Origin of the sequence: Sphingobium chungbukense (genome assembly GCF_001005725.1) — a bacterium.
In the GTDB taxonomy this organism is placed as follows: Bacteria; Pseudomonadota; Alphaproteobacteria; order Sphingomonadales; family Sphingomonadaceae; genus Sphingobium; species Sphingobium chungbukense.
In genome coordinates, this window is the sequence record NZ_LBIC01000005.1 from 402,440 (window position 1) to 428,457 (window position 26,018).

Below are 26,018 nucleotides of genomic sequence, written 5' to 3' on the forward strand. Positions count from 1 at the left end.
GATTTTTCCGGTCGCAAGTCTCTATTTGGCTGTTTTTACAGTGCATATGCGTCTATATTCAATTCATGGCTGCTTTAGCGGGAGTCGCCAGTGACAAAGAATGAGTTGTTTTCCAGCTTTACGCGGAAATATGACGATCGGCGCCAGGCCGAAATGTCCGTCGAAGACTATCTGCTCGGATGTCGCAACGATCCCTTGATGCATGCATCGGCGCCGGAACGGTTGTTGGCGGCGATCGGCGAGCCGGAGATCATCGACACCTCGCGCGACCAGCGTCTGGGCCGGATCTTCATGAACCGGACGATCCGGCGCTACAGGAGCTTCACCAATTTCTACGGCATGGAAGGGACGATCGAACATATCGTCAGTTTCCTGCGCCATGCCAGCCAGGGCTTGGAGGAGCGCAAGCAGATCCTCTACCTGCTGGGGCCGGTCGGCGGCGGCAAATCCTCCCTGGCGGAGCGGCTGAAGGCGTTGATGGAGGTCCATCCCATCTATGTGCTGAAGGCGGGGGAGGAGATCAGCCCGATCTTCGAAAGCCCGCTGGCGCTGTTCGACGCGGAAACCCATGGCGACTTCATCGAGGAGAATTACGCCATTCCCCGCCGACGGCTGACCGGCATGATCAGCCCCTGGTGCCGCAAGCGGCTGGACGAGTTTGGCGGCGACATTTCGAAGTTCAAGGTCGTCAAGATGATGCCGTCGCGCATGCGGCAGGTGGCGATCGCCAAGACCGAGCCCGGGGACGAGAACAACCAGGACATCAGTTCGCTGGTCGGGAAGGTCGACATCCGCAAGCTGGAGATGCTCTCGCAGAACGATCCCGATGCCTACAGCTATTCCGGCGGCCTCAACCGGGCGAACCAGGGGATGCTGGAATTCGTCGAGATGTTCAAGGCGCCGATCAAGATGCTCCACCCGTTGCTGACCGCGACGCAGGAGGGCAATTATATCGGCACGGAGAATATCGGCGCCATTCCCTTTACCGGGATCATCATGGCTCATTCCAATGAATCGGAATGGGCGAATTTCAAGAACAACAAGAATAACGAAGCCTTCATCGACCGTATCTATGTCATCAAGGTTCCTTATTCCCTTCAGGCGACCGAAGAACGGCATGTCTACGAGAAATTGCTGAGGGAATCCGACCTCAGCAAGGCGCCATGTGCCCCGGGGACGCTGGACATGCTGGCGCGCTTTTCCGTGCTGACGCGGCTGCGCGAGCATGAGAACAGCAATCTCTATTCCAAGATGCGCGTCTATGACGGGGAAATGCTGCGGGAGATCGATCCCAGGGCCAAGAGCATCCAGGAATATCGCGATGCCGCCGGCGTGGATGAGGGCATGGCGGGCATTTCCACCCGTTTCGCCTTCAAGGCGCTGTCGGCGACGTTCAATCATGACACCAATGAGATCGCGGCCGATCCTGTCCACCTCATGTACGTGCTGGAAGGCATGGTGCGGCAGGAGCAGTTCCCGGCCGAGGTCGAGTCCCGCTATCTGGAGTTCATCAAGGGCGAACTGGCGCCGCGCTATGCCGAGTTCATCGGCAATGAGATTCAGAAGGCCTATCTCGAATCCTATAATGATTATGGCCAGAACCTCTTCGACCGCTATGTCGCCTATGCCGATGCGTGGATCGAGGATCTGGACTTCAAGGACCCCGATACCGGCCAGTTGCTCGACCGGGACGTCATCAACCAGGAGCTGACCAAGACCGAAAAGCCGGCCGGCATCGCCAATCCTAAGGATTTCCGGAACGAGGTGGTAAAGTTCGCCCTGCGCATGCGGGCCAGCAATGACGGGCGCAACCCGAGCTGGACCAGTTACGAGAAAATCCGCGAGGTGATCGAGAAGCGGATGTTCAGCCAGGTCGAGGATCTGCTGCCGGTCATCAGCTTCGGGTCGAAGAAGGACGGCGACACCGCCAGCAAGCATGACGAATTCGTCGCGCGGATGATCGAAAGAGGCTATACTGAGCGGCAGGTAAGGCGGCTTGTCGAATGGTATATCCGCGTCAAGCAGGCCGGTTGATGGAGGGCGATTGAGCCCCATGCACATAGTCGACAGACGGTTGAACCCGGGGGGCAAGAGCCTGGTCAACAGGCAGCGCTTCCTGCGGAGGGCAAGGGCCTATGTGCAGCAGGCGGTGCGCGACAGCCTGAAGGACCGCAGCATCAAGGACTTGGACAAGGAAGGCCAGGTCACGATCCAGCGCGACGCCATCCACGAACCGACGCTGCATCGCGCATCGCAGGGCGGCAATCGCGAGCGCGTCTTTCCCGGCAATCACGACTATATGGAGGGCGACCGGATCAAGCGGCCCGATGGTGGGCAGGGGTCGGGTTCGCAGGCCGGACAGGGCGAGGGGAATGACGATTTCCAGTTCGCGTTGAGCCGGGAGGAGTTTCTGGGCCTGTTTCTGGACGATCTGGAACTGCCCGACCTTGCCAAGCGGCGGCTGATCGGCGGGGCGGTCGACGGGATCAGGCGGGCGGGCTATTCGGTGGTCGGCAATCCGTCCAATCTTTCCGTCCCGCGCACCATGCAGCGGGCGATGTCGCGGCGCATTGCGCTGCGGCGGCCCAAGGGCAGCGATCTTGAACGGATCGAGGACGAGATTGCCGAGATCGAGGCGCGCGCCCCGCCCTTGCCCGACGATGCGGTAAGGCTGGAGGCATTGCGGGAGGAGCGCGCCCATATCGTCCGGCGGCGCAATCTGATCGCCTATATCGATCCGGTCGACCTGCGTTACCGGCGGTTCGAAAATGTACCCAAGCCGGTGGCGCAGGCGGTGATGTTCTGCCTGATGGACGTGTCCGGTTCCATGACGGAGCATATGAAGGACCTCGCCAAGCGCTTCTTCGCCTTGCTCCATCTGTTCCTCTCGCGCTGCTACGAGCATGTCGAGGTGGTGTTCATCCACCATACCGACCGCGCGGCGGAGGTGGACGAGCAGACCTTCTTCTACAGCACGGTGACGGGCGGGACGCTGGTGTCGAGCGCGCTCGACAAGCTGCTGGAGGTGGTCAAGGAACGCTATCGGCCCGACGACTGGAACATCTATGTCGCGCAGGCATCGGATGGCGACACCATGCAGTCGGACAATGGCCGGGTGGTGAGCCTGATGCAGAATGAAATCCTGCCCATGTGCCAATATGTCGCCTATCTGGAGGTCGGGCGGGAGGAGTTCGCCGATATAGAGACGGTCGGGACGATGACCGGCCTGTGGCAGGCCTATGCGCCCGTGTCCGAGGCCAACCGCAATTTCGTGATGCGCAAGGTGCATCACCGCCGGGAAATCTACCCGGTCTTCCGTGAACTGTTCCAGCGCAAGGGTGTGGCGGAGCGGACGGCATGACGGGCAAACATGCGAAAGCGCCGCTGTTCACCGGGAGCGATTGGGACTTTTCGCTGATCAACCGCATCTACGACACGATCGAGCCAATCGCGCTCAAGGAAATGAAGCTGGTTATCTATCCCAACCAGATAGAGGTCATCAGCGCGGAGCAGATGCTGGATGCCTATTCCTCCATCGGCATGCCGCTCTTCTACAAGCATTGGTCCTTCGGCAAGCAGTTCGTCACCAATGAAATGATGTACCGCAAGGGGCTGCGCGGGCTGGCTTATGAACTGGTGATCAACTCCGATCCCTGCATCAACTATCTGATGCAAGAAAACAGTGCGACGATGCAGACGTTGGTCATCGCCCATGCGGCCTTCGGCCATAATCATTTCTTCAAGAATAATTATGTCTTCAAGCAATGGACCGATGCGGAGGGGATTCTCGATTATCTGGAGTTCGCCAAGCGCTATATCGCCGAGTGCGAGGAGCGGTATGGCCAACTGGCGGTGGAGCGGGTGCTGGATGCCGCCCATGCGCTGATGAACCAGGGGGTGCACCGCTATCCGCGCATCCGGCCCCGCGACCTGAAGAGCGAGGCGGCGCGGGAAGCGGAACGGCAGGCCTATCGCGACCGCATCTACGACGATCTGTGGCGCACGGTGCCGGTGGGCGCGCGCGCGGATGCGGTGCCCAATGAGGCGCGGCGCGCGGCCCTTGGCCTGCCGCAGGAGAATATCCTCTATTTCCTGGAAAAGACCGGCCCTCGGTTGCAAAGCTGGCAGCGGGAGGTGTTGCGCATCGTCCGGCTGATCGCGCAATATTTCTATCCCCAGCGCCAGACCAAGGCGATGAATGAGGGGTGCGCCACCTATACCCATTACCGGATCATGACCGCGCTGCATGAACGGGGGTGGATCACCGACGGCGCCTTCATGGAATTCCTGTCGTCGCATACCAATGTCGTCTACCAACCCACTTATGATTCAGGACATTTTGGCGGGTTCAATCCCTATGCGCTGGGGTTCGGCATCATGTCCGACATCGAGCGCATCTGCCTGGAGCCGACGGCGGAGGACCGCGAATGGTTCGGCGAGATCGCCGGATCGGGCGATCCGGTGGAGGTGCTCAAGGACATCTGGGCCAATTATCGCGACGAAAGCTTCGTGTCGCAGTTCCTCAGCCCGCATCTGATCCGGCAATGGCGCCTGTTCAAGATCATCGACCGCAGCGGCGAGTCGGAATTGCGGGTGGATGCGATCCACGACGAGCGGGGATACCGCCGGATCAGAAGGGCGCTGGCGCGGGAATATGATATCGGGCGGCAAGAGCCGGATATCCAGGTGGTGGACGTGGACCTGGCCGGGGACCGGAAGCTGATCGTCGAACATGGCGTGGTGGACGGGGTTCAACTGGACCCGAACGATGCGGCTATGGTCTTGCAAAACCTGGCGAATCTCTGGGGCTATGAGGTGGTGTTGAAGGAAGTCGACGCCGAACAGCGCAAGGAGCTGAAGAGCCATGGTGCACAGCCGCAGGAGGGCTGGTTGCGCTGAACCGGTATGGGTGGCCGATGGGTGCCGCCCACCAAGAAGATTCCATTTTCAATCGGACGGCGGACAGGCTAAGTTACGGGCCGATTTTACCGGTCCAGGCTCGTTTCTGGCGTTTTGGCAAAGCGGCAGGGCGAACCCAATCCGGCAGCAGGCAGGAGTTCGATTCATGACGAATGCTCTTACGCGTGAAGAGTGTCTTGAGCGGGCGAAAATGCATGAGCAGTTGGCGGCGACGACCGCTGACGCTTCTGCACGCATGATGCACCACGCCATGGCCGCGGAATTTCGCCGCCGGGCTGAGACCGGAGCCGATGACGGCATCAGGCAGGCGGTCAGCAGACCCATGATGGAACTGGTCCCCAACGTCGCCTGACGGTGTGACGGGTCGCCGCGCAGGCGCCCCGGGTCCACTCGATCTTGTGCAGCCGCTTCCGCGCGCGTGGCTTGCCGCGCGCCTAATCGCGTCGGCGCAGCAGATAGATGTCCATGATCCAGCCATGCTCCCGCCGGAGCGCGGCGCGATGGTCGATGATCTCCGCGCTGACGGCGGCCAGCGGGCCATGGGCAAGCGCCTGCTGCGGCATACCGAGATAGGCGCCCCACCATATGTCGATCCCTTCGGGCGGCAGGGTTTGGAAAGCGCAATGGCCGTCCAGCATGATCACCAGGCTGTCGGTGCATTCCGGCCAGCCCTTCTCGCGCAGGCGGCGTCCCGTGGTGATCAGCACGGGTTCGGCCAGGTCGTTGAGGCAGATGCCATGGGCTGCGGTCAGCGCCTGGATGCTGGTGATGCCGGGGATGACCCGGACCTCCAGGCCCGGCAGGCGTTCGGCTATGCGCAGGCTGCTGTCGTAAAGTGAGGGATCGCCCCAGACGAGCAGCGCCAAGGTGCCGCCCTGCGGCAGATGGCGGGTTATCTGCTCCTGCCAGAGCGCCGCGATGGCGTCGTGCCAGTCGAGTACGGCATCGACATAGGCGGGCAGGTCGGCGCGGCCGGGCATGTCGAATTCCACCAGCTTGACCGGCCGGGTCAGCACCTCCGCGCAGATGGCGCGGCGCAGGTCGATAAGGTCCGATTTCGCCTCGCCCTTGCGCGGCAGGAGGATCAGGTCGGCCTTGTTCATCGCCTTGATCGCCGCGCGGGTCAGATGGTCGGGATTGCCCGTGCCGATGCCGATGAGGTTCAAGCGGATCATGTTGCGCAAGCCTGGGCGATGAGATGGAAGAAACCGCCGGTGACGCGGCCGCGATGCGATCCCGTGGATGCGACGGCCTTGCCCTCCGCATCGGTGACGGCGGCGAGCGGGCTGTCGGGCTGGGCAAGGATCGTGGCATAGTGGAATTCATGGCCGTTGAGCATCGCGCCCGCGGCAAATCCGCCCATCGGCGCGAGCAGCCGGGCACGGCGATAGCCCAGATGCAGGCGGCGCTGCGCGAAGCTGGTGACGAGGCCGAGCAGGCCCGCCATGGCATGGCTTTCACCCCGCGCGTCGATCAGGGATTCGCCCAGCACCATATAGCCGCCGCACTCACCATGAACGGGACGGGTTTCGGCGTGACGGCGAAGCGCCGAGAGGAAACGATCCGCCTGGGCGATGCGTCCGGCGTGAAGTTCGGGATAGCCGCCGGGAAGCCAGACGACATCGGCCATTGCGTCCGGCTCTTCGTTCGCAAGGGGGGAGAAAGGCCGTATTTCCGCGCCCGCCGCGCGCCAGCCCGACAGCAAATGGGCGTAGGTGAAGGAAAAGGCGGCGTCTTGCGCCAGGGCGATGCGCCGACCGGGGGGCGGGCAGGCAAGGGCGAGGGCATCGTCCCGGCGGGGACGAGCCCCGGCGGCCCGGCAGCACGGCGGATGGCGGCCAGGTCGACATGGGCGGCGACATGTCCAGCCATGCGGTCGATGACGGCATCGGGGTCGGCATGCTCGGTGGCCTGCACCAGCCCCAGATGGCGTTCGGGCAGGCCGAGTTCCTCCAGCCGGGGGATCGCGCCGAGGACGGCTATGCCCGCCTCCGCCATGGCCGCGCGGATCAGCCTTTCGTGACGTTCGCTGGCAAGGCGGTTGAGGATGACCCCGGCGATCATGATGTCGGGGCGCAGGCTGCGGAAGCCCTGGGCAATGGCGGCGGCGGACTGGCTCTGGCCGGAAACGTCCATGACTAGAATGACCGGCCAGCCCAGGGCGGCGGCGATATCGGCGCTGGAGCCGTTGCCGCTTTCCCCCTGTGCCGGGGCGCCGTCGAACAGGCCCATCACGCCTTCCGCGACGATCAGGTCCGCATCGTCGGCATGACCGGCGATCGCGCCGACCAGCGGACGGGGCATGGCCCAGCTGTCGAGGTTGAAGGACGGGCGGCGGGCGGCGGCCTGCTGGAAGGCGGAGTCGATATAGTCGGGGCCGGCCTTGAAGGGCTGCACGCGCAAGCCGTTGCGGGCGAAGGCGCGCAGCAGGCCGAGAGTCACGACCGTCTTGCCCGACCCGGAACGCGGCGCGGCGATGAGGATGCCGGGGGTCATGGTTTGCCGACGAACGGGGAATCAGCGCTGGACGGGCGGAAGCGGCGATCATAGCCGGGGGCGTAAAGGCTGCTTTCCGCGAAATCCGCATTGTCGAGGACCGGGCCGATCAGGATGAGGGCCGTGCGCTCCGGCCCGTCGGCGGCGGCGCCCTCGACCGTGGCGAGGGTGGCCCGAACGATCTGCTGGTCGGGCCAGCTGGCGCGCCAGACGATGGCTACCGGACAGGCGCCGCCATAATGGGGGATGAGGTCCGCCACCACCCCGGCCAGATTGTGGATCGACAGATGGATGGCAAGGGTCGCGCCGGTGGCGCCGAAGGCGGTCAGGCTTTCGCCGGGCGGCATGGAACTGGCCCGGCCGGCCGTGCGGGTGAGGATGAGCGACTGGCCGATTTCGGGCAGGGTGAGTTCAGCCTCCAGCGCGGCGGCGGCGGCGGCGAAGGAGGGGACGCCGGGCGTGACGGTATAGGGGATGCCGAGCGCCTTCAGGCGGCGGACCTGTTCGCCCATGGCGGACCAGATTGAGAGGTCGCCGGAATGGAGGCGGGCGATGTCATGGCCTGCATCATGGGCTTCGCTGATGGTGGCGATGATCTCATCCAGTGTCAGCGGCGCCGTGTTCACGATCCGGGCGCCGGGCGGGCAATGGTCGAGCAGCGCGGCGGGAACCAGCGAACCGGCATGGAGACAGACCGGGCAGCGCGCGATCAGGTCGCGGCCGCGCAGGGTGATGAGGTCGGGCGCGCCGGGTCCTGCGCCGATGAAATGGACGGTCATGCGGGAACTCCTTCGGCAAGGGCGCAGGTGGCGAGGCGATCGCGCGAGATGGCGCGGGGCGCGAGCAGGCGGGCACCGGGGCCGGCCGCGGCAAGGGCTGCGGCTTCGGCGACGCTGCCGGTGCCATGGGCGTCAAGGCTTTGCCGCGAGCGGGTGAGGGTGGTCTGACGTGTCATCCGATCGGGCGCGACCGTGATGAGAGGCAGGGACAGATGGTCCGCGAAAGGCGCGAGCTGCGTGGATTTCCGGTCCAGCGTCGCCAGCGCGGCAATGGCGGTGCCACCGCCCGTCGCGGCTTCCAACGCCGACTGGAATGAGGCTAGGGTCGCGTTCGCACGGAAACCAAAGCCCGCGACGATCACAGGATGACGCTCCACTGCACCAGCGGATAGGCGGCGCGCCAGCCATGGCGGCTGCCAAGCGGGACGGCCTGTGCCAGTTCGATACGGAGAAGATCGCCGCCTTTGCGGCCATGCCATCGGGCCAGCAGCGCTTCGGATTCCAGCGTGACCGCATTGGCGATGAGGCGGGTCGGGCCGCCCGGAAGGGCGTACAGGGTTTCGAGCAGCGCTTCGCTTAAGCCTCCACCGATGAAGAGCGCGTCCGGGCGGGTGCGGTCGCGCAGGATATCCGGGGCCTCGCCCTCGATCACGGTCAGGCGGTCGGCGCCCAGCGCGGCGGCGTTGCCGCGGGCGCGGGCGGCGCGGGCGGGATCGGCCTCGAAGGCGAGGGCCTGCGTTGCGGGATGGGAGAGCAGCCACTCGATCGCGATCGAACCCGAACCCGTGCCTATGTCCCACAATGTTTCGCCCGGACGGGGCGCCAGGGCCGACAGGGTGAGGGCGCGGGCGGGGCGCTTGGTGAACTGGCCGTCATGGTCGAACCAGTCGTCGGCCAGGCCGCTGGCGCGGGGAAGCGTCCGGCCTTCGCCCGCAATGCCGAGGCCGACCGCGACCGGGTGAGCGATATCCGTGAAGTCGATGCCGTTGGCGGGGACCGTGCGGATGCGTTCGCGCGGGCCGCCAAGGGCCTCCAGCACATGGAGCGTCGAAGGGCCGAAGCCGCTGTCCGTCAGATAGGCGGCGAGGTCCGCGACCGCCCGGCCGTCCCGCAGCAGGATGAGGATGCGGCGGCCGGGGACGAGACTGGGGCGCAGACGTTGTAGAGGCGCGGCGTGGAGACCATGGCATTCCACCTCCTGTAGCGGCCAGCCGAGGCGCGCGGCGGCGAGGGCGAAGGTGGAGGGTGCGGGATAGGCCGTCCATTCCCCTGGCAAGAGGTGCCGGGTGATGCTGGCACCCGCGCCGAACCAGAAGGGATCGCCTGAGGCGAGCATCACCGTGGGCCGGCCCCGGCGGGCCAGCAGCGCGGCGATGCCGTCATCGAACGGGACTGGCCAGCTTAGATGTTCGGCCCTAAGGGGAGGCAGCAGGCTCAGGTGGCGGGGCGATCCGGCAACGAAGGTCGCCGCTTCCATTGCCTGACGGGCGGCGTGGGACAGACCGTCGGGGCCATCCTCCCCGATGCCGATGATCGTCAGCCAGGGATCGGGAGTTTCAGTCATGGCCCATATCCTCATATTGGGTGGGACCACCGAGGCGAGCGCGCTCGCCAGGGCATTGGCGGAGCGAGGCGCGCGGGCGGTGCTGAGCTATGCCGGGCGGACGGAAAAGCCGCGTCCGCAGCCGGTGCCGGTGCGGGTCGGCGGCTTTGGCGGGATCGCGGGCCTGGTCGAATATCTGCGCCGGGAGGGCGTGACCCATTTGGTGGACGCGACCCATCCCTTTGCCGCGACGATGAGCGGCCATGCCGTTGCCGCGGCGCGCGAAGCCGGGGTGGCGCATATCATGCTGACCCGTCCGGGCTGGGTCGCGGCGCAGGGGGACCGCTGGACCCATGTGGCCGATCTGGAGGGGGCCGTGGCGGCTCTCGCGGGACCTGGGCGGCGCGTGATGCTGGCTTTGGGGCGGATGCATGCCGATGCCTTCGCCGTTCGGCCGCAGCATCATTATCTGCTGCGCTTCGTGGACGTGCCGGACGAATTGCCGGTCCTGCCGCGACATGATCTGGTCGTGGATCGCGGGCCGTTCACCGTCGAGGGCGACATGGCCCTGATGCGCGCGCATGGGATCGATCTGGTCATATCCAAAAATGCGGGCGGTAACGGGGCGGAGGCGAAGCTGATCGCCGCACGGCGGCTGGGGCTGCCTGTCCTGATGATCGACAGGCCCCCTTGCCCCGTGGCGCGGATGACCCATGCGGTTGCGGACGTGCTGGACTGGCTGGATCATGCGGCCGAACGCGGGGTGTAGAGGATGGGCGGGCCGGACCGTTCGATCAGGCGGGTTCGGCTGGAACCGAGGATGACCATCGTGCGCATGTCGGCCATGTCCGGCCTGGCCTGTCCCAGGGGTAGGATGCGCAGATTTTCCTCCGGCGTGGAGACGGCGCGGGCGAAGAGTATCGGGCGGGTGTCGCCGCATTCTTCCCGCAGGATTTGGAGGGCGCGGGCGAAGCCGTCCGGGCGGGACCGCGAGCGCGGATTGTAGAAGGCCATGGCGAAATCCGCCTGGGCGGCGAGGCGTAGACGGCGTTCGATCAGCGACCACGGCTTCAGATTGTCGGACAGGTTGATGGCGCAGAAATCATGGCCGAGCGGCGCGCCCGCCCTTGCGGCGGCGGCGAACATGGCGGTGATGCCGGGGAGAACGCGGATGTCGAGGGCGCGCCACTCCTCCGGTCCCGCTTCGAGCGCTTCGAACAGGGCGGAGGCCATGGCGAAGACGCCAGGGTCGCCGGAGGATACGACCGCCACGCGCCTTCCCTGGGCGGCGAGGGTCAATGCATGGGCGGCGCGGTCCAGTTCGACGCGGTTGTCCGTGGCGTGGAGCGTCAGGCCGGGGCGCTGGGCGATGCGGGCGACATAGGGGATATAGCCGATGACGTCGGTCGCCTCCGCCAGCGCGTCCGATACTTCCGGCGTGACGAGCGCGGCCGCGCCGGGGCCGAGACCTGCTATGGCGATCCATCCGCTCATGGGCGGCGGCCCTGCCCATGGATCAGCAGGATCGAGAAATAGGCGGTGACGCCGGCCGCTTCGGCCAGGGGCGTGATGCGCTGATCGGCCATGGTCGCATATTCGACCAGCCAGGCGCAGTCCTGCTTGCCGGCAGCCTCTACGGCACGGCGGAGCTTGGGGAGGTTGCGGCCGATCTTCATCACGACCAGCGCATTGGTGTCGTGGATACGGCGGACCAGTTCCTCTTCGGGGAGGGTCGCCATCAGCACGGTCATCACATCGTCGCCCCAACTGATCGGCGCGCCGCTGGCGGTCCACGCGCCCGACATGCCGGTGATGCCGGGGACGATGCTGACCGGCGCGGCGAGGCGGCTGTGCAGGTGCATGAAGCTGCCGTAGAAGAAGGGGTCGCCTTCGCAGAGGACCACGACATCCTCACCGCTGGCGGAGAGGCCGTCGAGATGCGCAGTGCAACCGGCGTAGAAGCTGGATAGAAGGTCGTTGTAGCGGGGGTCGGTCAGCGGGATTTCCGTCGTCACCGGATATTCCATCGGATATTCGACGACATCATGACGCAACATGCCCTCCACGGTCCGGCGGGCATGGCCGGATTTACCCTTCTTGCGGAAATAGGCAATGTGGCGGGCTTCGCGGATCAGGCGGTCGGCGCGGACGCTCATCAGGTCCTGCGCGCCGGGGCCGAGGCCGACGCCGTGGATGGTGCCTTGGGTCATTCCGCCGGGCTCGCTATCGCATTGATGGCCGCGACCGTGATGGCGCTGCCGCCCAGGCGGCCCTCCACGATGCAGCAGGGAACGGTTCGGCTCCGCCAGAGCGCCTGTTTGGATTCCGCCGCCCCTACGAAGCCCACGGGGCAGCCGATGATCGCGGCGGGTCGCGGGCAGGTGGGGTCTTCCAGCATGTTCAGCAGATGGAAAAGCGCCGTCGGGGCGTTGCCGATGGCGACCAGCGCACCCGCCAGATGCGGACGCCACAGTTCGAGCGCGGCGGCGGAGCGGGTGTTGGACATGCGTGCCGCCAGCACCGGAACCGCCGCATCGTTCAGGGTGCAGAGGATGGGATTGGCGGCGGGCAGGCGTTTGACGGTGATGCCTTCCGACACCATGCGTGCGTCGCAGAGGATCGGCGCGCCTGCCTCCAGCGCGGCGATGGCGGCAGGCGCGAAGCTGGGGGAAAAGCGGATATGCGGCGCAAGGGCGACCAGTCCTGCCGCATGGATCATGCGGACGGCGATGCGCTCCTCCTCTTTCGAGAAGTGGGCGAGATCGGCCTCCGCGCGGATGGTGCGGAAGGACTCGCGGTAGATGGCGGCGCCGTCGGTTTCGTAGCTATGGGGCATCAGGGGCTTCCGAAGAGGGCGAGTATCTGGTCGGGGGCGAGGTCCCTCTTTTCCGGGGGCGATCCGGCGCGGGCCTGGCGGGCGAGGTCGAAGCGGCCCTGTCGCCCGGTGAGGACGATTTGGGCGGGCCGGGGACGGGCGCAGCCCTTGGCGCAACCCGAAATATGGAGCGGGCCCTTCACATGGGGTGCGAGCCGGGCGGCAAGGGCGCGCGTGGCGACGCTGGCCTGCGGGCAGGCGGGAGCGCCGGGGCAGGCGTCGACGCGGAGCAGCGGGTCGGTGGCCGCGTGACCGGGGCTGGTCGTGCCGCCTTCGGCGATCAGGCCCCGCCACGGGGTGAGGCGCAAAGCGATGACGCCCGGCTGTCCGGCCAGTGCAGCGAGGCTGTCGGCATCGATCTGGCCGAAGGGGATGCCGTGAAAGGGACCGGGGGCCTGCGCCAGCAGCCGTTCGAGCGGACGGGAAGGGGCGGGTTCGGCGGCCGGGCCCGGGGGCAGGGGCGCCTGGTGCCGGGCCATGCGGCCGGAGGCGATGCCGCCGGTTTCCAGGAACCAGCGGACAAGCACGATCAGGTCTTGCGCGGCGGTCTGGACGCTGGTGGGCATGCCATGGGGGCGGCCCTCCGCGCGGAGCAGCAGCGTCCCGCCTTCGCTGCGTTCGAAGCGGAAATCGGCAGGGACGAGGCCTAGGGCGGGCGCCGGACCGGCGTCGATCGCGACCCCGATCTTGGGAGGCAGGCGGGGAAGATCGTCCAGACGAGAGAGCAGGGCCCGGGCGATGCTGTCCGTATCGTCGCCGGGGGACCAGTCGGGGGCGAGGAGGAAATTGCGGCGGGCTTCGCGGGTTGGATCGGGATCGGTCAGGCCGAGGGCGATGAGGTGCCGAAGCAACGGGCGATGGCTTTGTTTCGTCACGCCGCGGATTTGCAGCCCTGACCGGTTGGTGAGGTCGAGCAATCCATTGCCGTGACGGAGGGCGGCCTTTGCCATATCGATGGCCTGCGCGGCGGTCAGGCGGCCCAGCGGAGGACGCACCCGCACCAGCAGGCCGTCGCCCGCCATCATCGGGCGCCATGCCGTCGGACACCAGCCGCGAATGGCGGCGGCATGAGCGCTTGGCGTGTCTGGCACTGGACTTCACCTCCCACGTCGCAACGACGACTGGAGGATGCTTCCCACCAGCCGCTTATCCGTCGCTCGTGCGGAGAACCGAGCCGTGACCATCCCCTGGACCATGGCTAGAGCGACCCTTGCGTTCGGCAGGTCTCCTGGCTTGCGGGTCATAGCCTTGGCAGGGGCCTTCCCGGATTGCTCCAGTGGCTGGCCGTCCCGATCATGGGGCGTCCGTCCTTGCCTTGCTCGCCGCTCACAGTTGCAGGGACAGCCACGGATTAGGGAGTTTCCTCCCGCACCGCGTTCCCATTTAAGCCCCTTTTGGGGGCACCGACGCGATCGATGGAGCGGGCGCAGCCCGATCCGGATGCGATTCATAAAGGCAGAGCGGTGGAAAGGGAAGTGGGCTTCTGCCCACCCACGGAAGGAGGATCAGCGCTTGACGATCGCGGAATGCCAGTCTGTGCGATGTTCCCAACCGCGCCGTTCGAGTTCCGGCGTCGCCTCCTCGCTCTGCGGATAGCCCAGGCACAGCAGGCCGAGGCAGCGCCAGTTTTCCGGAATGGCGAGCATCGCGTCCACCGTGGGCCGGTCCAGGATCGATACCCAGCCCATGCCGATGCCCCGCGTACGGGCGGCAAGCCAGATGGTATGGATCGCCATCACGCAGCTATAGCGCCGTGCTTCGGGCATGGTGATCGCGCCGAGGCGGTGGCCGGTTTCGGTCCCTTCGTCGCAATAGACGGCGAACAATATGGGCGCTTCACGCAGGCCGTGCAGTTTCAGGCTGCGGTAGAGCCTGTCTTCGTCGCCCTCATAGATGCTGCCAGCCTTGGCGATCTGGGCATCGACATGGGTGGCGAGTTGCTCGCGCAAGGCAGGGGTTTCGATCCGGACGAAACGCCACGGTTGGGACAGGCCGACCGAGGGGGCGCTGTGGGCGAGGGCAAGGAGCCGCTCCACCTCCCCCTCGTCCAGCGGATCGGTCAGGAAATGGCGCACGTCGCGGCGCAGGTGGACCAGTTCCTCGAAGGCGGCGATGTCGAAGGCGGTGCGTGTCAGAATTCGATTCCTGCCTGGGCCTTCACGCCGCTGCGGAAGGGATGTTTGACGAGGGTCATTTCGGTGACGAGATCAGCCGCCTCAATCAGCGCGTCGGGCCCGTTGCGGCCGGTGATGAGGACATGTTTCATGGCGCTTCTGGCGGTCACGGCTTCCAGCACCTCTTCGACCGGCAGATAGTCGTAACGCAGGACGATATTGAGTTCATCGGCAAGGACCATATCATAGGCCGGATCGGCAATCATCCGCTTTACCTCGTCCCATGCCTCGCGGGCGAGGGCGATGTCGCGGGTGCGGTCCTGCGTGTTCCAGGTGAAGCCTTCGCCCATGGGCTTGAATTCGACATTCCCCGGAAACGCGTCGAAGACGGCTTTTTCTCCGCTGGACATGGCGCCCTTCACGAACTGGACGACGCCGACCTTTTTGCCATGGCCGATGGCGCGCACGACCATGCCGAGTGCGGCGGTCGTCTTGCCCTTGCCCTTGCCGGTGTGGACGATCAGCAGGCCCTTTTCCTGCGTCTTGGTCGCCATGATCTTGTCATGGGCGGCCTGTTTCTTCTTCATCTTCTCGGCATGTTGTTCGGGCGTGCGTTCGATCATGTCAGGCGTCCTTGAGTTGGGTGAGGAGCATGGCGGCGCTGTTCGACCGGGGTTTCCACAGGCGCCGGTCGAGCGCTTCATGGAGGCGGGCGGCGGTTTCGCGCAGGGCGGCGGGGTTAGCCTCCGCCATGAAGGCGCGGACGGTTTCGTCCTCGATGAAGGCGGCGTGGACGGCGTCGAAATGATGGTCCTTCACCGCATGAGTGGTGGCGGCGAAGGCGAAGAGATAATCGACCGAGGTGGCGATCTCGAACGCGCCCTTGTAACCGTGACGCATCATGCCCGCGATCCATTTGGGGTTGGTGACGCGGGCACGGACGATGCGGCCGATCTCATCCTCCAGCGTGCGGACGACGGGGCGTTCGGGGCGGCTGTGGTCGTTATGGTAGTTGAGCGGCTTTTTGCCCGAGAGATGCTCGACGGCGGCGGCGATCCCACCCTCGAACTGGTAATAATCGTCGCTGTCGAGCAGGTCATGCTCGCGATTGTCCTGATTCTGGATCAGGGCGTCGGCCTGGGTCAATCGTTGCGAAAAGAGACTGCGTTCGGCATCGCCCTCGACCCCGCCGCCATAAGCATAGCTGCCCCAGTCGAGATAGACATTGGCCAGGTCGGCGCGATCGTGCCAGATTTTCTCGTCGATCATCGCCTGTAGGCCCGCGCCATAGGCACCGGGTTTCGAGCCGAAGATGCGGGCACCTGCGCGGCGCTGGGCGGTCTTTTCGGGCGTGCCTTCCGCGATCAGGGCGGCGGTTTCGGTGCGGTGGCGGGCGGCGGCGGGATTATCCTCCTCCGGCTCCTCCAGCGCCATGACGGCGCGGGCGGCGCTGTCGAGCAGGTCGATCTGCTCCGGGAAAGCGTCGCGGAAGAAACCCGAGACGCGGAAGGTGACGTCGACGCGCGGGTGGTTCAGTTCGGCGATCTTCATGACCTCGAAGCCGATGACGCGGCCCGAGGCCCAATCCCAGCGCGGGCGGACGCCCATGAGCGCGAGGGCCTGGGCGATGTCGTCGCCGCCGGTGCGCATATTGGCGGTGCCCCAGGCGGACAGGGCGATGGCGCGGGGATAGGCCCCCTCGCGCTGGAGATAGTCCTGCACGATGAGGTCGGCGGAGCGTTGGCCAAGATTCCAGGCGGCGACCGTGGGGACGGCGCGGGTGTCGACCGAATAGAAGTTGCGGCCGGTGGGGAGGACGTCTGGGCGGCCCCTTGTGGGCGCTCCGGAGGGGCCGGGGGGGACGAACTGGCCGTTGAGGGCTTTGAGCAGCGCGGTTTTTTCGGCCGCTCCGCAGGCGTCGACGCGGGGGGCGAGGTCTTGCTCGATCACAGTGAGGACTGCCGCGGTCCGGGGGCCTGGGATGCCTCCCCGTCCTTTGCCGTCATCCCCGCGCAGGCGGGGATGACGATGTTCTAATTGGTCCAGCAGCTGGATCGCGTAGAGTTCGAGCCGCTCTACCGTGTCGCCGGTGGTGCGCCATGAGGCTTCGGTGAGGTTCTGGAGGGGGGCGGGACGCGGACCCGCCCAGGGCGTGCCCATGGTGCAGTCGAGCGGGTCGAAATTCAGCACCAAGTCATCCGCCAGCGCGCGGAGGAGGGACTGCTGGCCTGCATCGTCCATGCCTCTGGGACAGCGGGCGAGGGCGATGAGAAGATCGCGGCGGAGGGTGCCCTCGGGGCTCAGGGTGAAGATATGCAGGCCATCACGAATCTGCATTTCCTTGAGGTCGCACAGATAGTTGTCGATTGCAGCTAAGGCATCGTCTCCGCTTCCTTCCGTGCCCGCATCCTTGTCGATGCCTTGCGAGGCGGCGAGGGCCAGAATGTCCTTGCGCAGTGTTTCCAGGCGCCGCGGGTCCATGCCGGCGGCGAGATAATATTCGTCGACCAGCGCCTCCAGTTCCTTGAGTGGGCCATAGGTTTCGGCGCGGGTCAGCGGCGGTGTCAGATGATCGATGATGCAGGCGCCGATGCGGCGCTTGGCCTGGGTGCCTTCGCCGGGATCGTTGACGATGAAGGGGTAGATTTGCGGGATCGGTCCGGCGCAGATTTCGGGGAAGCATTGTTCCGAAAGTGCGATCGCCTTGCCCGGAAGCCATTCGAGATTGCCGTGCTTGCCGACATGGACGACGGCATGGGCGCCAAACACCTGCGCCAGCCAGATGTGGAAGGCGAGATAGGCGTGGGGCGGCGGCAGGGCCGGGTCGTGATAGCTGCTCTTGGGGTCGATATGGTAGCCGCGCGAGGGCTGGACTGCGACCGCGATGTTGCCGAAGCGGTGGACGGGCAGGTGGAAGGCGCCGTCGCGGAAGAAGGGGTCGGTTTCCGGAGGGCCCCAGCGGGTCGTGATGGCTTCCTGGGCGGTTTGGGGCAGGGCGGCAAAGGCGGCGCGGTAATCTACGAGGGGGAGGGATGGAAAGGGTGACGACAGGTTCAGCCCGGATGGGGGAGGAGTGGGTTTGGTCAGGTCGTTGGTCGTGCCGGCGGTCAGGTGGCGCATCAGGGCAGCGCCATCGATTGGCGCGTCGGCGGTGGTGTAGCCGGACCCTGCCAGGGCATTCAGGATCGCGGCGGCGCTGGCCGGGGTGTCGAGACCGACGCCATTGCCGACGCGGCCATCCTTGTTTGGGTAATTGGCCAGGATCAGGGCAATGCGGCGGTCAGTGGTCGGAGTTTGACGGATTTTTGACCATTTTGCAGTGAGTTGAGAGACAAAGCTAACACGATCCGCCAGCACGCGGGGGACGATGATATTGCATTCGGTTCGCTCATCGAAGCGGGCGGAGGCCTTGAAGGCGACGGCGCGGGTGAAGAGGCGGCCATCCACCTCTGGGAGCGCGATGTGCATGGCGAGGTCGCGGGGGCCGAGACCCCGGGCGCTTGCTTCCCAAGCGCCCTGTTCCGCGCTGGCGAAGATGGTCTGGAGGATCGGGCAGTCCGCCTGTTCAAGGATTGAGGGCGTGCGGGATTCTCCCGGTGCGCTGGCGGCGAAGGCGGTGGCGTTGAGGATGACATCCGGCGGGGCCTCGCGCATCAGGCCGTGGAGGAAGTCCCTGGCGAAAGGTTCGCGCAGTGCCCGGATGTGGACGGGGAGGACGTTGAGGCCCGCGGCTTCGAGACCGACGATCATTGCATCGACCGCTTCAAGCGTCCCGGCGATCAACAGGGCGCGGTAGAAGAGAAACAGGGTCGTGGGCCGGCCTGCCCTCCAGCGGGCCTTCACCTGCGCCAGCGTGGGACGGTCGGTGCCCGGGAGGTAGAGGCCAGCGTCGGCCACGGGGACAGGAGCATCGGGCGCGCCGGCGTCAAAGCCGGCCAGACGGGCGGCGGTCTTGAGGAAGGCGATGGCATTGGGAATGCCGCCCTGCCGGAGATAGTCGCGGAGACGATCGCAAGTTTCGGCGGGCAGGGTCGAGGCGGCTTGCAGATCGGGATCATCTTCGCGGCCATCGGCTATGGCGGCGAAGGTGATGCCCTTTTCGCGCGCGATATAGGCAATTTCATCAATGCCATAGGGCCAATAGCTCTTACCCCCTAGCAGGATCACGCAGACGAATTTGGCGTGAGCGATCACCTTTTCGACATAGAGGTCGACGGAATAGGGATGCTTGAGCTGGAGGAGATTGGCGAGGCGGATCGTCGGGCCTGCCTCGCCCAGCCCCTCCGCCAGCGCATGGGCGGCGCTGGCGAAGCAGGCGAGTTCGCTGTCCGCCACGGTGAGCAGCACGATGTCGCCCGGCGACTGGCCGAGGTCGATCGCTTCGTCGCCATTGGAGACGGTGCCGGGCGTGGCGGTCAGCAGGTGCATCAGGCGGGGACCGTCTGGGCGTCGAGCGCCGCTTCGATGGCCGCGCGGTCAAGGCCCGCCCGGCCGATCACGACAAGGCGGGAGGCGCGTTGCTCGCCCGGCTGCCATTGGCGGTCATAATGGTACTGGATACGGGGGCCGACGGCCTGGACGACGAGGCGGGCGGGGCGGCCTGCGATCGCGAGGAAGCCTTTCACCCGCAACAGGTCGTGCGCGGCGATGACCTTTGCGAGCGTCGCCAGCACAGGCTCCGGATTGCCGAGTTCGCCCAGGTCGACGATGAAGCTTTCGAAATCGTCATGGTCGTGATCCTCCTCATTGTCGTGATGGGAGGGGCGGGCGTCGATCTGCTCCTCCACGCCTAAGTCGAGGCCGAGCAATATGGCGGGGTCGATCGCGCCCTTCGCCGTGCGGATGATGCCGACGCCGCGACGGGTTTGCGGGCCTAAATCGCGTTCCAGCGTGGCGAGAGTATCGGCGTCCACCAGATCGGTCTTGTTGAGCAGGACGAGGTCGGCGCAGGCGAGCTGGTCCTCGAACAGTTCCTCGATCGGGCTGTCATGGTCGAGCGTCGGATCTGCGGCGCGGGCGGCCGTCAGGGCGGCTTCGTCATGGGCGAAACGGCCCGCCGCCAGCGCTTCGGCGTCGATCAGGGCGATCACGCCGTCGACCGTGGCGCGGGTCCGGATGTCGGGCCATTGGAACGCCTTCACCAGCGGCTTGGGCAGCGCCAAGCCGGAGGTTTCGATGATGATGTGGTCGGGCGGCGTCGGGCGGTCGAGCAGGCGCTGCATGGTCGGCAGGAAATCGTCCGCAACGGTGCAGCAGATGCAGCCGTTCGCCAGTTCGATGATGTCCTCGTCCGGGCAGGCTTCGTCGCCGCAGCCCTGCACCAGTGCGCCGTCGACGCCGACGTCCCCGAATTCGTTGATGATGAGGGCGAGGCGGCGGCCGCCCGCATGTTCGATCAGGTGACGGATCAGCGTCGTCTTTCCGGCGCCGAGGAAACCGGTGATGACGGTAGCGGGAACCTTGTTCATGCGGGATTTCCTTGGGGTTCGAGGGTGACTTCGATCTCGTCGAAGCCTTTCCAGCGGTAGATGATCCAGCTTGCCAGCCAGCAGGCGGCGAACAGGCCGATGATGATGAAGCCGAGGCTGTTGAAATGTTCGCCAAGGTCGGCGGCAAGGGTCCAGATGCCGCCGGTGAGGCCGAGCTTGTCGCCCAGCAGTGCGGCTGCCTCGATCCCGCCGATGAGGAGGGCGACCAGTGCCGAGACCAGGGTGATGGTGATGTTGTAATAGAGTTTGCGGATCGGCTTCACGAACGCCCATTGATAGGCGCCCATCATCAGCGCCCCGTCCGCCGTGTCGATCAGCGCCATGCCCGCCGCGAAGAGCAGCGGGAAGATGAGGACGGTGGAGATGGAAAGGCCGCTCGCCGCCTGTCCCGCGGACAGGCCGAGAATGGCGACTTCGGTGGCCGTGTCGAAGCCGAGGCCGAAGAGAAAGCCGAGCGGGGCCATGTGCCAGCTTTGCCTCACCAGCCGGAAAAGCGGACGGAAGATGCGGGCGAGGAAGCCGCGATTGCCGAGGAGAATATCCATGTCTTCATCGACATAGGCGCCACCATTGCGGACATGGTTGAAGGTCTTCAGAACCGATCTCAGGATGATCAGGTTCATCGCCGCGATGGTGAAGAGGAAGGTGGCGGACACGATCGTCGCGATGGTGCCGCCGATCGCGCCCACGGCCTCGACGCGGGTCAGCGCATTGGCGGCAATGGCGATCGCGACGGCGGCGATCAGGACGATGCCGCTATGGCCGATGGCGAACCAGAAGCCGACCGTCAGCGGGCGCTGGCCGTCCTGCATCAGCTTGCGGGTCACATTGTCGATGGCCGCGATATGATCGGCATCGACGGCATGGCGCAGGCCGAGGCTCCAGGCGAGAAGCGCTGTGCCCAGCATGACCGTGTTGCCGGCGAAGACGATGAAGGCCCAAAGCCAGGCGGCCAGATTCGCGGCGATCAGGGCGGCGAACATGCTCGTCGCGCGACCGCGTGTGAGGCGCGGCGGGACCAGCGCATTGGAAAAGAATGTCATCGGGATCGATCCCCGTAGGCGTCGGCGAAACCGGACGGGAGCTGCCTTCATGCCGGGCGGACGCGCTTGCACCCGGCATGCGGACAGCAGCTCCCGCTGCGTGAAGCGTCGCTCAGACGGAGTACCGTGCCGCGGCCATCCCCTGGACCAAGGCAAGAGCGACCAGACGCAGGCAGGTTTCCTGGCTCGCGGGTCATCGCTTGACACATGGCCTTCCCAGGCCTCGCAGGATTTAGCGTCCGGCCCAGTGGCTGATCCTCTGGCATTTTCAGAGAATCGATATGCGTCTCGCTCGCCGCTTACAGTTGCAGGGACAGCCGCGGATTCATCACCGCATTCCCTATTAAGTCCCCTCGCGGGGACACCGGCGCGATCAGTGAAAGCCGGCCGAAGCCAACCTTCGCCCGACTGCATAAAGGCTGATGCGCAGGATGGGAAGGGGGTGCCGGCATCGGGCCGAGGTGCCGGATGCGCGGCGGGTGACGCTGACGGTGGAAATGCAAGGGATGCGGACCGGCGGCGCGCTGGAGAAGGCGCGGGGCGGACCGGCCGGGAGCGCGCCGCGTCAAAACGGACGCAGCCGCGCGCTCTGCTTCCTTGTTATCGCATCATGCGCAAAACCGGATTGCGCGCACGATGCTCCAGATTGGGATACGGCCTTCGAAGGCGCGTGATATTGACTCGTTCAATGCATCTCCGCCTTCAGCCGGTCGACCAGTTTTTCGATCTCCCAGGGTTCCAGCACCCAGGTCCGGGTCTTGCGGCCTTCGCGGTGGACGGGTTGGGTCAGCAGGACACGCGCCTGCTCCTTGGCATGGGGCTTGAAGATGGCGAAATGCTGGGCGCAATCGCGGATCGTGCCGATGATCGGCGCCTTGCCGTCAAGGTCGATCATGGTGGCGGGCTGGTCCCAGGGGATGTTGAGCATGCAATATTCCTGTTGTTGAAAGTCAGCGACCCGGTTCGCGAATGATGCAGCGGAACCCGATATGGCTGGTCGAACTGTCCACCGCCTGCGGATGGCGGGCGGCGGGGCGGTAGCGCTGGCAATAGCTTGGCGCGCAGAGATGGGAACCGCCCTTGAGCACTTTTCGCGGCATGGGCACATGGGGATTGGCGGGGTCCAGGCTTTCGCGCTTCGTACCCCCGCGCGGATTGGCGGGAACGCAGCAACTGCCCTTCGCCTTGCGCTCTGCCCTGGGCTGGGCATACCAGTCGGTCGTCCATTCCCAGACATTGCCGATCATGTCGTAGAGGTCATAGCCATTGGGCGCATAGGTCCGGACCGGCGAAGTCCGTTCATAGCCGTCCTCCAGCAAATTGCTGTACGGAAACAGACCCTGCCAGTAATTGGCGAGCATGGCACCACGAGGCGCCAGTTCATCGCCCCAGGCATAGTCCGCGCCGTCCAGGCCGCCGCGCGCGGCGAATTCCCATTCCGCCTCGGTCGGCAGCGTCTTGCCCGCCCATTTGGCATAGGCCTCCGCATCCTGGAACACGATATGGACCACGGGATGATCCCATAGCGCATCGAGATCGCTGTCGGGTCCATGGGGATGACGCCAGTCGGTGCCGAAGCTGAAATGCCACCATTGGCTGAAGTCGTGGAGGTCGACGGGCATCGCCGTCCGCTGGAACAGCAGCGATCCGGCCCGCGCCATTTCGGGCGGCATGCCCGGATAATCCTTCGGGTCGGGCGCGATCTCGGCAAAGGTGCGATAGCCGGTGGCCTCGACGAATTCCGCGAACTGGCGGTTGGTGACGGGCGTTTCGTCGATCCAGAAGCTGTCCACGCGGACCTGCCGGACCGGAGCTTCTTCCGGATAGAAGCGGTCGGAGCCCATGGCGAAGGCACCGCCTTCGATAAAGCGCATATCCTGCGTGATGCTGGTCCCGGTGTCGATCATCGGGCGACCATAGCGGCGGATCGGCCGGGTGTATCGGGCAAAAATAGGACGCCGGAAGCGGCAAGGCTCCCGGCGTCCTCATGGGCTGAGCGTCTAGAGCATCGTGCGCAAAAGTGGGAACCGGCTTTGCGCTTAAACGATGCGACAACAAAAACTTAGAGCGCGCGACTTGGGTATGATCTAACGCAGCGCGCTCTAGAAATCCTTGCGGACGGTCACGCCGATCTTGCGCGGGGTGCCGATATTATAGCCGAGCCGTCCCCGGCCGCCCCGTTCGCGGTCCAGCGAATAGAGCGCGTTTTCGTCGAACAGATTGTTGACGTAGAGCGTGACCGACAGGCCGCTGTCCCAGCTTACGCCCGTCGACAGGTTGACCAGATTATAGGCGCCAAGCTTGTAGGAGCCGAAGTTGAAGGCGCCGGTGCCATAGGCTCCGGTGGCCGGGTCATAATAGATGGAGTTGGGGAAGCTGCCCGAGCCTGGTTCCTGATCGGCAAGCTGGGTATAGCGATCACCCACATGCTGGAAGCTGGCGGTGAAGGACCAGTCGGTTTCCGCAGCGACCTCCATCGTATAGGTCGCCGCAGCCGCCATCTGGAATTTCGGCACGGTAGGCAGGCGGTTGCCCTTGCGGATGCCCGCGACGATCGCGCCGCCCGCGTCGGTGACGTTGCTGTCGATCTTCGAGTCGATATAGCTGCCGCTGAGCGACAGGTCGAGATTGGGGGAGAGGCGGGCGCTCAGTTCCGCTTCCAGGCCTGTCGTATGCGCCTTGGGTACGTTGAAGAGAACGCGGGATGAGCAACTGCCCGCATCCGCCGTGACCTGGAGGTTCTTGATTTCGTTGTGGAAGACCGCGGCATTCAAGGTGATGCCGCTGCCCGACGCCTTGACCCCGGCCTCATAGTTCCACAGCGTCTCGTCGTCGAAAGTCGGGCGGTTGCCGTAAGTGGCCGCGTCCGGCCCGGTCGCGCCGCCGTTGCAGAGCGGCAGGTTCAACGGATCGTTGACACCACCCAGGCGGAAGCCCTTTGACGCCTGGACGTTGAAGGTCAGGTCGCGATTGGCCTCATAGCTGGCGATGAAGCGCGGGGAGAAGCCGGTCGATCCGGTCTTGTCCCCCACCCGGTTGTCCCCATTGGAGAAAACGCCGCCGGTTTTGAAGTCACGCTCTTCCTTGAAGTCGTAATAGCGGCCGCCGGCGGTCAGCTTGAACTGGCCGATCTTGTAGCTTGCCTCGCCAAAGGCCGCATATTGTTTGATGATATAGGGGATGTCGGCGTTATAGGGCGAGTTGAGCGGGAAGCCGTTGGCCGCTCCGGCCGACGTTCCAGCGCCCAGCGCCGCGTCGACGATGGCATCATAGCCTGGTGTTGGCAGACGCTGCTCATATGTGCGGTCGACATGGCTGTAGAAGCCGCCCAAGACCCATTGGAGCGGTCCGTTGCCGGTCGAGGCGAGGCGCAATTCCTGCGTCCATTGCTTGAGCTTGGTCGTATCGCGCAGATTTGACGGCAGGTTGGCGAGCGCGGGCGCTGCACCCAGCGACAATATGAAGGGCGTGACCGACACCGATCCGGTCAGGGCAGAGGCATCGCGGCTGACCAGAATGTCGCGGTGGATGTAGGTGGTGATCGAGGTCAGCGCGACGTCGGAGCCGATATCGATATTCGCCGTGAAATCCGCCAAGGTCGTCTTGTCGCGGAATTCCTCGCGCAGCTTCAGATATTGGGTGCGTTCGGGCAGGATATCGAGCGGGCTGATCAACTTGTTATAATAAAGGTGATAGCTGTCTTCCCGGTTGAAGCCGTTGGTCCTGATATCCTGATAGATGATGCGCGGGGTCAGCTTGATGCCCGGCGCGGGTTCCCAGAGCAGGCTGAGGCGCCCGCCATAACGGCGGCCGTCATTGATATTCTTGCCCGCGGCGGGGCCGATGGCATCGATGAAGCCGGCATAATGCTCGCCATAGCCCACGGCGCGGATCGCTGCCGTCTCGCCCAGCGGCAGGTTGATCGCGCCCTTGCCCGAATAGCCGACATCGCCGCCCTTGAGGACGTTGACGCCGCCCTCCACCGTGCCTTCGGTCTGGCCGAGCTTGGGCTGTTTGGTGATGTAGCGCACGGTGCCGCCTTCGGAACCCGATCCGAAAAGCGTGCCCTGCGGCCCGCGCAGCGTTTCCACGCGGTCAAGGTCGAACAGGTCGAAATCGGGCGTGAACAGCGACATGGAGATGACGGATTCGTCGAGATAGACGCCGACCTGTTCCTTGACGCCCGGCTGGTCGCGCACGACCTGGCCCGCCGACACGCCGCGCACGGACACCTGGCTTTGGCCCGGCCCCAGATTCTGGACGGTCAGGCCGGCGACGCTGCGCGAGACATCCTCGATCGAGGTGGCGCCCATGCGCTGCATCGCCTCGGCGGTCTGCGCGTTGATAGAGAAGGGAACGTTCTGGATGGATTCATTGCGCTTCGTCGCGGTGACGATGATCTCGTTGCCGGACCAGTCGGAGCCGGCACCCGTTTGTTGGGCAAGGGCGCCGGTGGATATCGCCGTCATTGCCAGAACAAGGCATGAAGCGGACAGGCGATAGACGGAATTCTTGCGTGGAAATTGCTTCATTGCATCCTCCCTTTAGTGAACATCCTGTTATTTTTATTCCAAAGTGATCGGCATTTATCTTCCATTGCCGATGAATATTCACTCGTTGCTAATCTAAATCAGCTCTTTTGCACGTTGCAATGAAAATTGCGCGATGGAGATCGAATCTTACCAAACTGTCACTTCCTTGCCGCACCTTCCTCTCAGGCCGCCATTTCATCTTGCGACGCACCATGGGGCAGGGTTAT

At 65.1% G+C, this 26,018-nt stretch carries 21 protein-coding genes, 1 pseudogene and 2 riboswitches; of the genes and pseudogenes, 5 read left to right on the plus strand and 17 right to left on the minus strand.

Translation table 11 applies throughout. The features are described from left to right. The first annotated feature begins 90 nt into the window (after positions 1–90). The 4 genes from YP76_RS12860 (at position 91) to YP76_RS12875 (ending at position 5,272) form a co-directional block, all read left to right on the plus strand. Positions 91–2,034, plus strand: coding sequence for a PrkA family serine protein kinase (locus tag YP76_RS12860; protein WP_046763969.1), 1,944 nt, complete (start codon positions 91–93; stop codon positions 2,032–2,034). Positions 2,035–2,053: 19 nt separating this feature from the next. Beyond that, the gene (locus YP76_RS12865) at positions 2,054–3,361 is read left to right on the plus strand and encodes a YeaH/YhbH family protein (protein WP_046763970.1); all 1,308 of its coding nucleotides are present in this window, start codon (positions 2,054–2,056) and stop codon (positions 3,359–3,361) included. After that, a complete protein-coding gene (locus tag YP76_RS12870) occupies positions 3,358–4,899 on the plus strand; it encodes a SpoVR family protein (protein WP_046763971.1) in 1,542 nt (513 codons plus the stop codon). Before YP76_RS12865 ends, YP76_RS12870 begins: the two co-directional genes overlap by 4 nt. A gap of 166 nt (positions 4,900–5,065) precedes the next feature. Further along, positions 5,066–5,272: a hypothetical protein gene (locus tag YP76_RS12875; RefSeq protein WP_046763972.1), complete on the plus strand. Its 207-nt coding sequence runs from the start codon at positions 5,066–5,068 to the stop codon at positions 5,270–5,272. A gap of 82 nt (positions 5,273–5,354) precedes the next feature. Here YP76_RS12875 and cobF read toward each other — a convergent pair whose 3' ends face one another. The 5 genes and pseudogenes from cobF to YP76_RS12900 all read right to left on the minus strand — a co-directional run bounded on the left by cobF (position 5,355) and on the right by YP76_RS12900 (position 9,759). Beyond that, positions 5,355–6,095, minus strand: coding sequence for a precorrin-6A synthase (deacetylating) (cobF, locus tag YP76_RS12880; RefSeq protein ID WP_046763973.1), 741 nt, complete (start codon positions 6,093–6,095; stop codon positions 5,355–5,357). Continuing rightward, positions 6,092–7,416, minus strand: a pseudogene (locus YP76_RS12885) (cobyrinate a,c-diamide synthase). The gene cobF and the pseudogene YP76_RS12885 overlap by 4 nt, the downstream one beginning before the upstream one ends. Next, positions 7,413–8,195, minus strand: coding sequence for a precorrin-4 C(11)-methyltransferase (cobM, locus tag YP76_RS12890; RefSeq protein WP_046763974.1), 783 nt, complete (start codon positions 8,193–8,195; stop codon positions 7,413–7,415). Before cobM ends, YP76_RS12885 begins: the two are co-directional and overlap by 4 nt. After that, the gene (locus YP76_RS12895) at positions 8,192–8,557 is read right to left on the minus strand and encodes a cobalamin biosynthesis protein (protein ID WP_046763975.1); all 366 of its coding nucleotides are present in this window, start codon (positions 8,555–8,557) and stop codon (positions 8,192–8,194) included. The genes cobM and YP76_RS12895 overlap by 4 nt, the downstream gene beginning before the upstream one ends. Next, positions 8,554–9,759, minus strand: coding sequence for a bifunctional cobalt-precorrin-7 (C(5))-methyltransferase/cobalt-precorrin-6B (C(15))-methyltransferase (locus YP76_RS12900; RefSeq protein ID WP_046763976.1), 1,206 nt, complete (start codon positions 9,757–9,759; stop codon positions 8,554–8,556). Before YP76_RS12900 ends, YP76_RS12895 begins: the two co-directional genes overlap by 4 nt. On the opposite strand from YP76_RS12900, the gene YP76_RS12905 reads away from it, so the two are divergent. Further along, entirely contained in the window at positions 9,758–10,507 is a 750-nt protein-coding gene (locus YP76_RS12905; RefSeq protein WP_046763977.1) for a cobalt-precorrin-6A reductase, read from the plus strand. The two genes, YP76_RS12900 and YP76_RS12905, sit on opposite strands and share 2 nt — an antisense overlap. Here the strand turns inward: YP76_RS12905 and cobJ are convergent. The 12 genes from cobJ to YP76_RS12970 form a co-directional block, all read right to left on the minus strand. Continuing rightward, complete coding sequence (gene cobJ, locus YP76_RS12910; RefSeq protein ID WP_046763978.1) at positions 10,483–11,232, minus strand: precorrin-3B C(17)-methyltransferase; 750 nt, start codon at positions 11,230–11,232, stop codon at positions 10,483–10,485. The genes YP76_RS12905 and cobJ overlap by 25 nt on opposite strands. Further along, entirely contained in the window at positions 11,229–11,948 is a 720-nt protein-coding gene (gene cobI, locus YP76_RS12915; RefSeq protein WP_046763979.1) for a precorrin-2 C(20)-methyltransferase, read from the minus strand. The genes cobJ and cobI overlap by 4 nt, the downstream gene beginning before the upstream one ends. Further along, on the minus strand, positions 11,945–12,574 hold the full coding sequence (locus YP76_RS12920) for a precorrin-8X methylmutase (protein ID WP_046763980.1): 630 nt from the start codon (positions 12,572–12,574) through the stop codon (positions 11,945–11,947). The genes cobI and YP76_RS12920 overlap by 4 nt, the downstream gene beginning before the upstream one ends. Continuing rightward, positions 12,574–13,638 carry a cobalamin biosynthesis protein CobG gene (locus tag YP76_RS12925; protein ID WP_046763981.1) on the minus strand — a complete coding sequence of 355 codons (1,065 nt, stop codon included), beginning with the start codon at positions 13,636–13,638 and terminating at the stop codon, positions 12,574–12,576. Before YP76_RS12925 ends, YP76_RS12920 begins: the two co-directional genes overlap by 1 nt. 175 nt (positions 13,639–13,813) lie before the next feature. Next, positions 13,814–14,036, minus strand: a riboswitch (cobalamin riboswitch). An 82-nt stretch (positions 14,037–14,118) separates the two neighbouring features. Continuing rightward, positions 14,119–14,727, minus strand: a complete 609-nt coding sequence (bluB, locus tag YP76_RS12930) for a 5,6-dimethylbenzimidazole synthase (RefSeq protein WP_084733139.1) — start codon at positions 14,725–14,727, stop codon at positions 14,119–14,121. 17 nt (positions 14,728–14,744) lie between these two features. Then, positions 14,745–15,350: a cob(I)yrinic acid a,c-diamide adenosyltransferase gene (gene cobO, locus YP76_RS12935; protein ID WP_046763983.1), complete on the minus strand. Its 606-nt coding sequence runs from the start codon at positions 15,348–15,350 to the stop codon at positions 14,745–14,747. 1 nt (position 15,351) lies between these two features. Continuing rightward, positions 15,352–19,155 (minus strand): cobaltochelatase subunit CobN, encoded by a 3,804-nt coding sequence (gene cobN, locus YP76_RS12940; RefSeq protein WP_046763984.1) that lies wholly within the window; start codon positions 19,153–19,155, stop codon positions 15,352–15,354. Beyond that, positions 19,155–20,195, minus strand: a complete 1,041-nt coding sequence (cobW, locus tag YP76_RS12945) for a cobalamin biosynthesis protein CobW (protein WP_046763985.1) — start codon at positions 20,193–20,195, stop codon at positions 19,155–19,157. Before cobW ends, cobN begins: the two co-directional genes overlap by 1 nt. Beyond that, complete coding sequence (locus YP76_RS12950; protein WP_046763986.1) at positions 20,192–21,259, minus strand: HoxN/HupN/NixA family nickel/cobalt transporter; 1,068 nt, start codon at positions 21,257–21,259, stop codon at positions 20,192–20,194. The genes cobW and YP76_RS12950 overlap by 4 nt, the downstream gene beginning before the upstream one ends. A 154-nt stretch (positions 21,260–21,413) precedes the next feature. Beyond that, positions 21,414–21,643, minus strand: a riboswitch (cobalamin riboswitch). Positions 21,644–21,944: 301 nt separating this feature from the next. After that, entirely contained in the window at positions 21,945–22,187 is a 243-nt protein-coding gene (locus YP76_RS12960; protein ID WP_046763988.1) for a hypothetical protein, read from the minus strand. Positions 22,188–22,209: 22 nt separating this feature from the next. Then, a complete protein-coding gene (locus YP76_RS12965; protein WP_046764131.1) occupies positions 22,210–23,133 on the minus strand; it encodes a formylglycine-generating enzyme family protein in 924 nt (307 codons plus the stop codon). A 228-nt stretch (positions 23,134–23,361) separates the two neighbouring features. After that, on the minus strand, positions 23,362–25,791 hold the full coding sequence (locus YP76_RS12970; protein WP_046763989.1) for a TonB-dependent receptor: 2,430 nt from the start codon (positions 25,789–25,791) through the stop codon (positions 23,362–23,364). Between the last annotated feature and the right edge of the window lie 227 nt (positions 25,792–26,018).

What these genes read in the sequence shown, in the direction of transcription:
- YP76_RS12865 (WP_046763970.1), top strand. Translation starts at nt 2,054, where the DNA reads ATGCACATAGTCGACAGACGGTTGAACCCGGGGGGCAAGAGCCTGGTC.
- YP76_RS12870 (WP_046763971.1), top strand. Translation starts at nt 3,358, where the DNA reads ATGACGGGCAAACATGCGAAAGCGCCGCTGTTCACCGGGAGCGATTGG.
- YP76_RS12875 (WP_046763972.1), top strand. Translation starts at nt 5,066, where the DNA reads ATGACGAATGCTCTTACGCGTGAAGAGTGTCTTGAGCGGGCGAAAATG.
- cobF (WP_046763973.1), bottom strand. Translation starts at nt 6,095, where the DNA reads ATGATCCGCTTGAACCTCATCGGCATCGGCACGGGCAATCCCGACCAT.
- cobM (WP_046763974.1), bottom strand. Translation starts at nt 8,195, where the DNA reads ATGACCGTCCATTTCATCGGCGCAGGACCCGGCGCGCCCGACCTCATC.
- YP76_RS12905 (WP_046763977.1), top strand. Translation starts at nt 9,758, where the DNA reads ATGGCCCATATCCTCATATTGGGTGGGACCACCGAGGCGAGCGCGCTC.
- YP76_RS12900 (WP_046763976.1), bottom strand. Translation starts at nt 9,759, where the DNA reads ATGACTGAAACTCCCGATCCCTGGCTGACGATCATCGGCATCGGGGAG.
- cobJ (WP_046763978.1), bottom strand. Translation starts at nt 11,232, where the DNA reads ATGAGCGGATGGATCGCCATAGCAGGTCTCGGCCCCGGCGCGGCCGCG.
- cobI (WP_046763979.1), bottom strand. Translation starts at nt 11,948, where the DNA reads ATGACCCAAGGCACCATCCACGGCGTCGGCCTCGGCCCCGGCGCGCAG.
- YP76_RS12920 (WP_046763980.1), bottom strand. Translation starts at nt 12,574, where the DNA reads ATGCCCCATAGCTACGAAACCGACGGCGCCGCCATCTACCGCGAGTCC.
- YP76_RS12925 (WP_046763981.1), bottom strand. Translation starts at nt 13,638, where the DNA reads ATGATGGCGGGCGACGGCCTGCTGGTGCGGGTGCGTCCTCCGCTGGGC.
- cobO (WP_046763983.1), bottom strand. Translation starts at nt 15,350, where the DNA reads ATGATCGAACGCACGCCCGAACAACATGCCGAGAAGATGAAGAAGAAA.
- cobN (WP_046763984.1), bottom strand. Translation starts at nt 19,155, where the DNA reads ATGCACCTGCTGACCGCCACGCCCGGCACCGTCTCCAATGGCGACGAA.
- cobW (WP_046763985.1), bottom strand. Translation starts at nt 20,195, where the DNA reads ATGAACAAGGTTCCCGCTACCGTCATCACCGGTTTCCTCGGCGCCGGA.
- YP76_RS12950 (WP_046763986.1), bottom strand. Translation starts at nt 21,259, where the DNA reads ATGACATTCTTTTCCAATGCGCTGGTCCCGCCGCGCCTCACACGCGGT.
- YP76_RS12960 (WP_046763988.1), bottom strand. Translation starts at nt 22,187, where the DNA reads ATGCTCAACATCCCCTGGGACCAGCCCGCCACCATGATCGACCTTGAC.
- YP76_RS12965 (WP_046764131.1), bottom strand. Translation starts at nt 23,133, where the DNA reads ATGCGCTTTATCGAAGGCGGTGCCTTCGCCATGGGCTCCGACCGCTTC.
- YP76_RS12970 (WP_046763989.1), bottom strand. Translation starts at nt 25,791, where the DNA reads ATGAAGCAATTTCCACGCAAGAATTCCGTCTATCGCCTGTCCGCTTCA.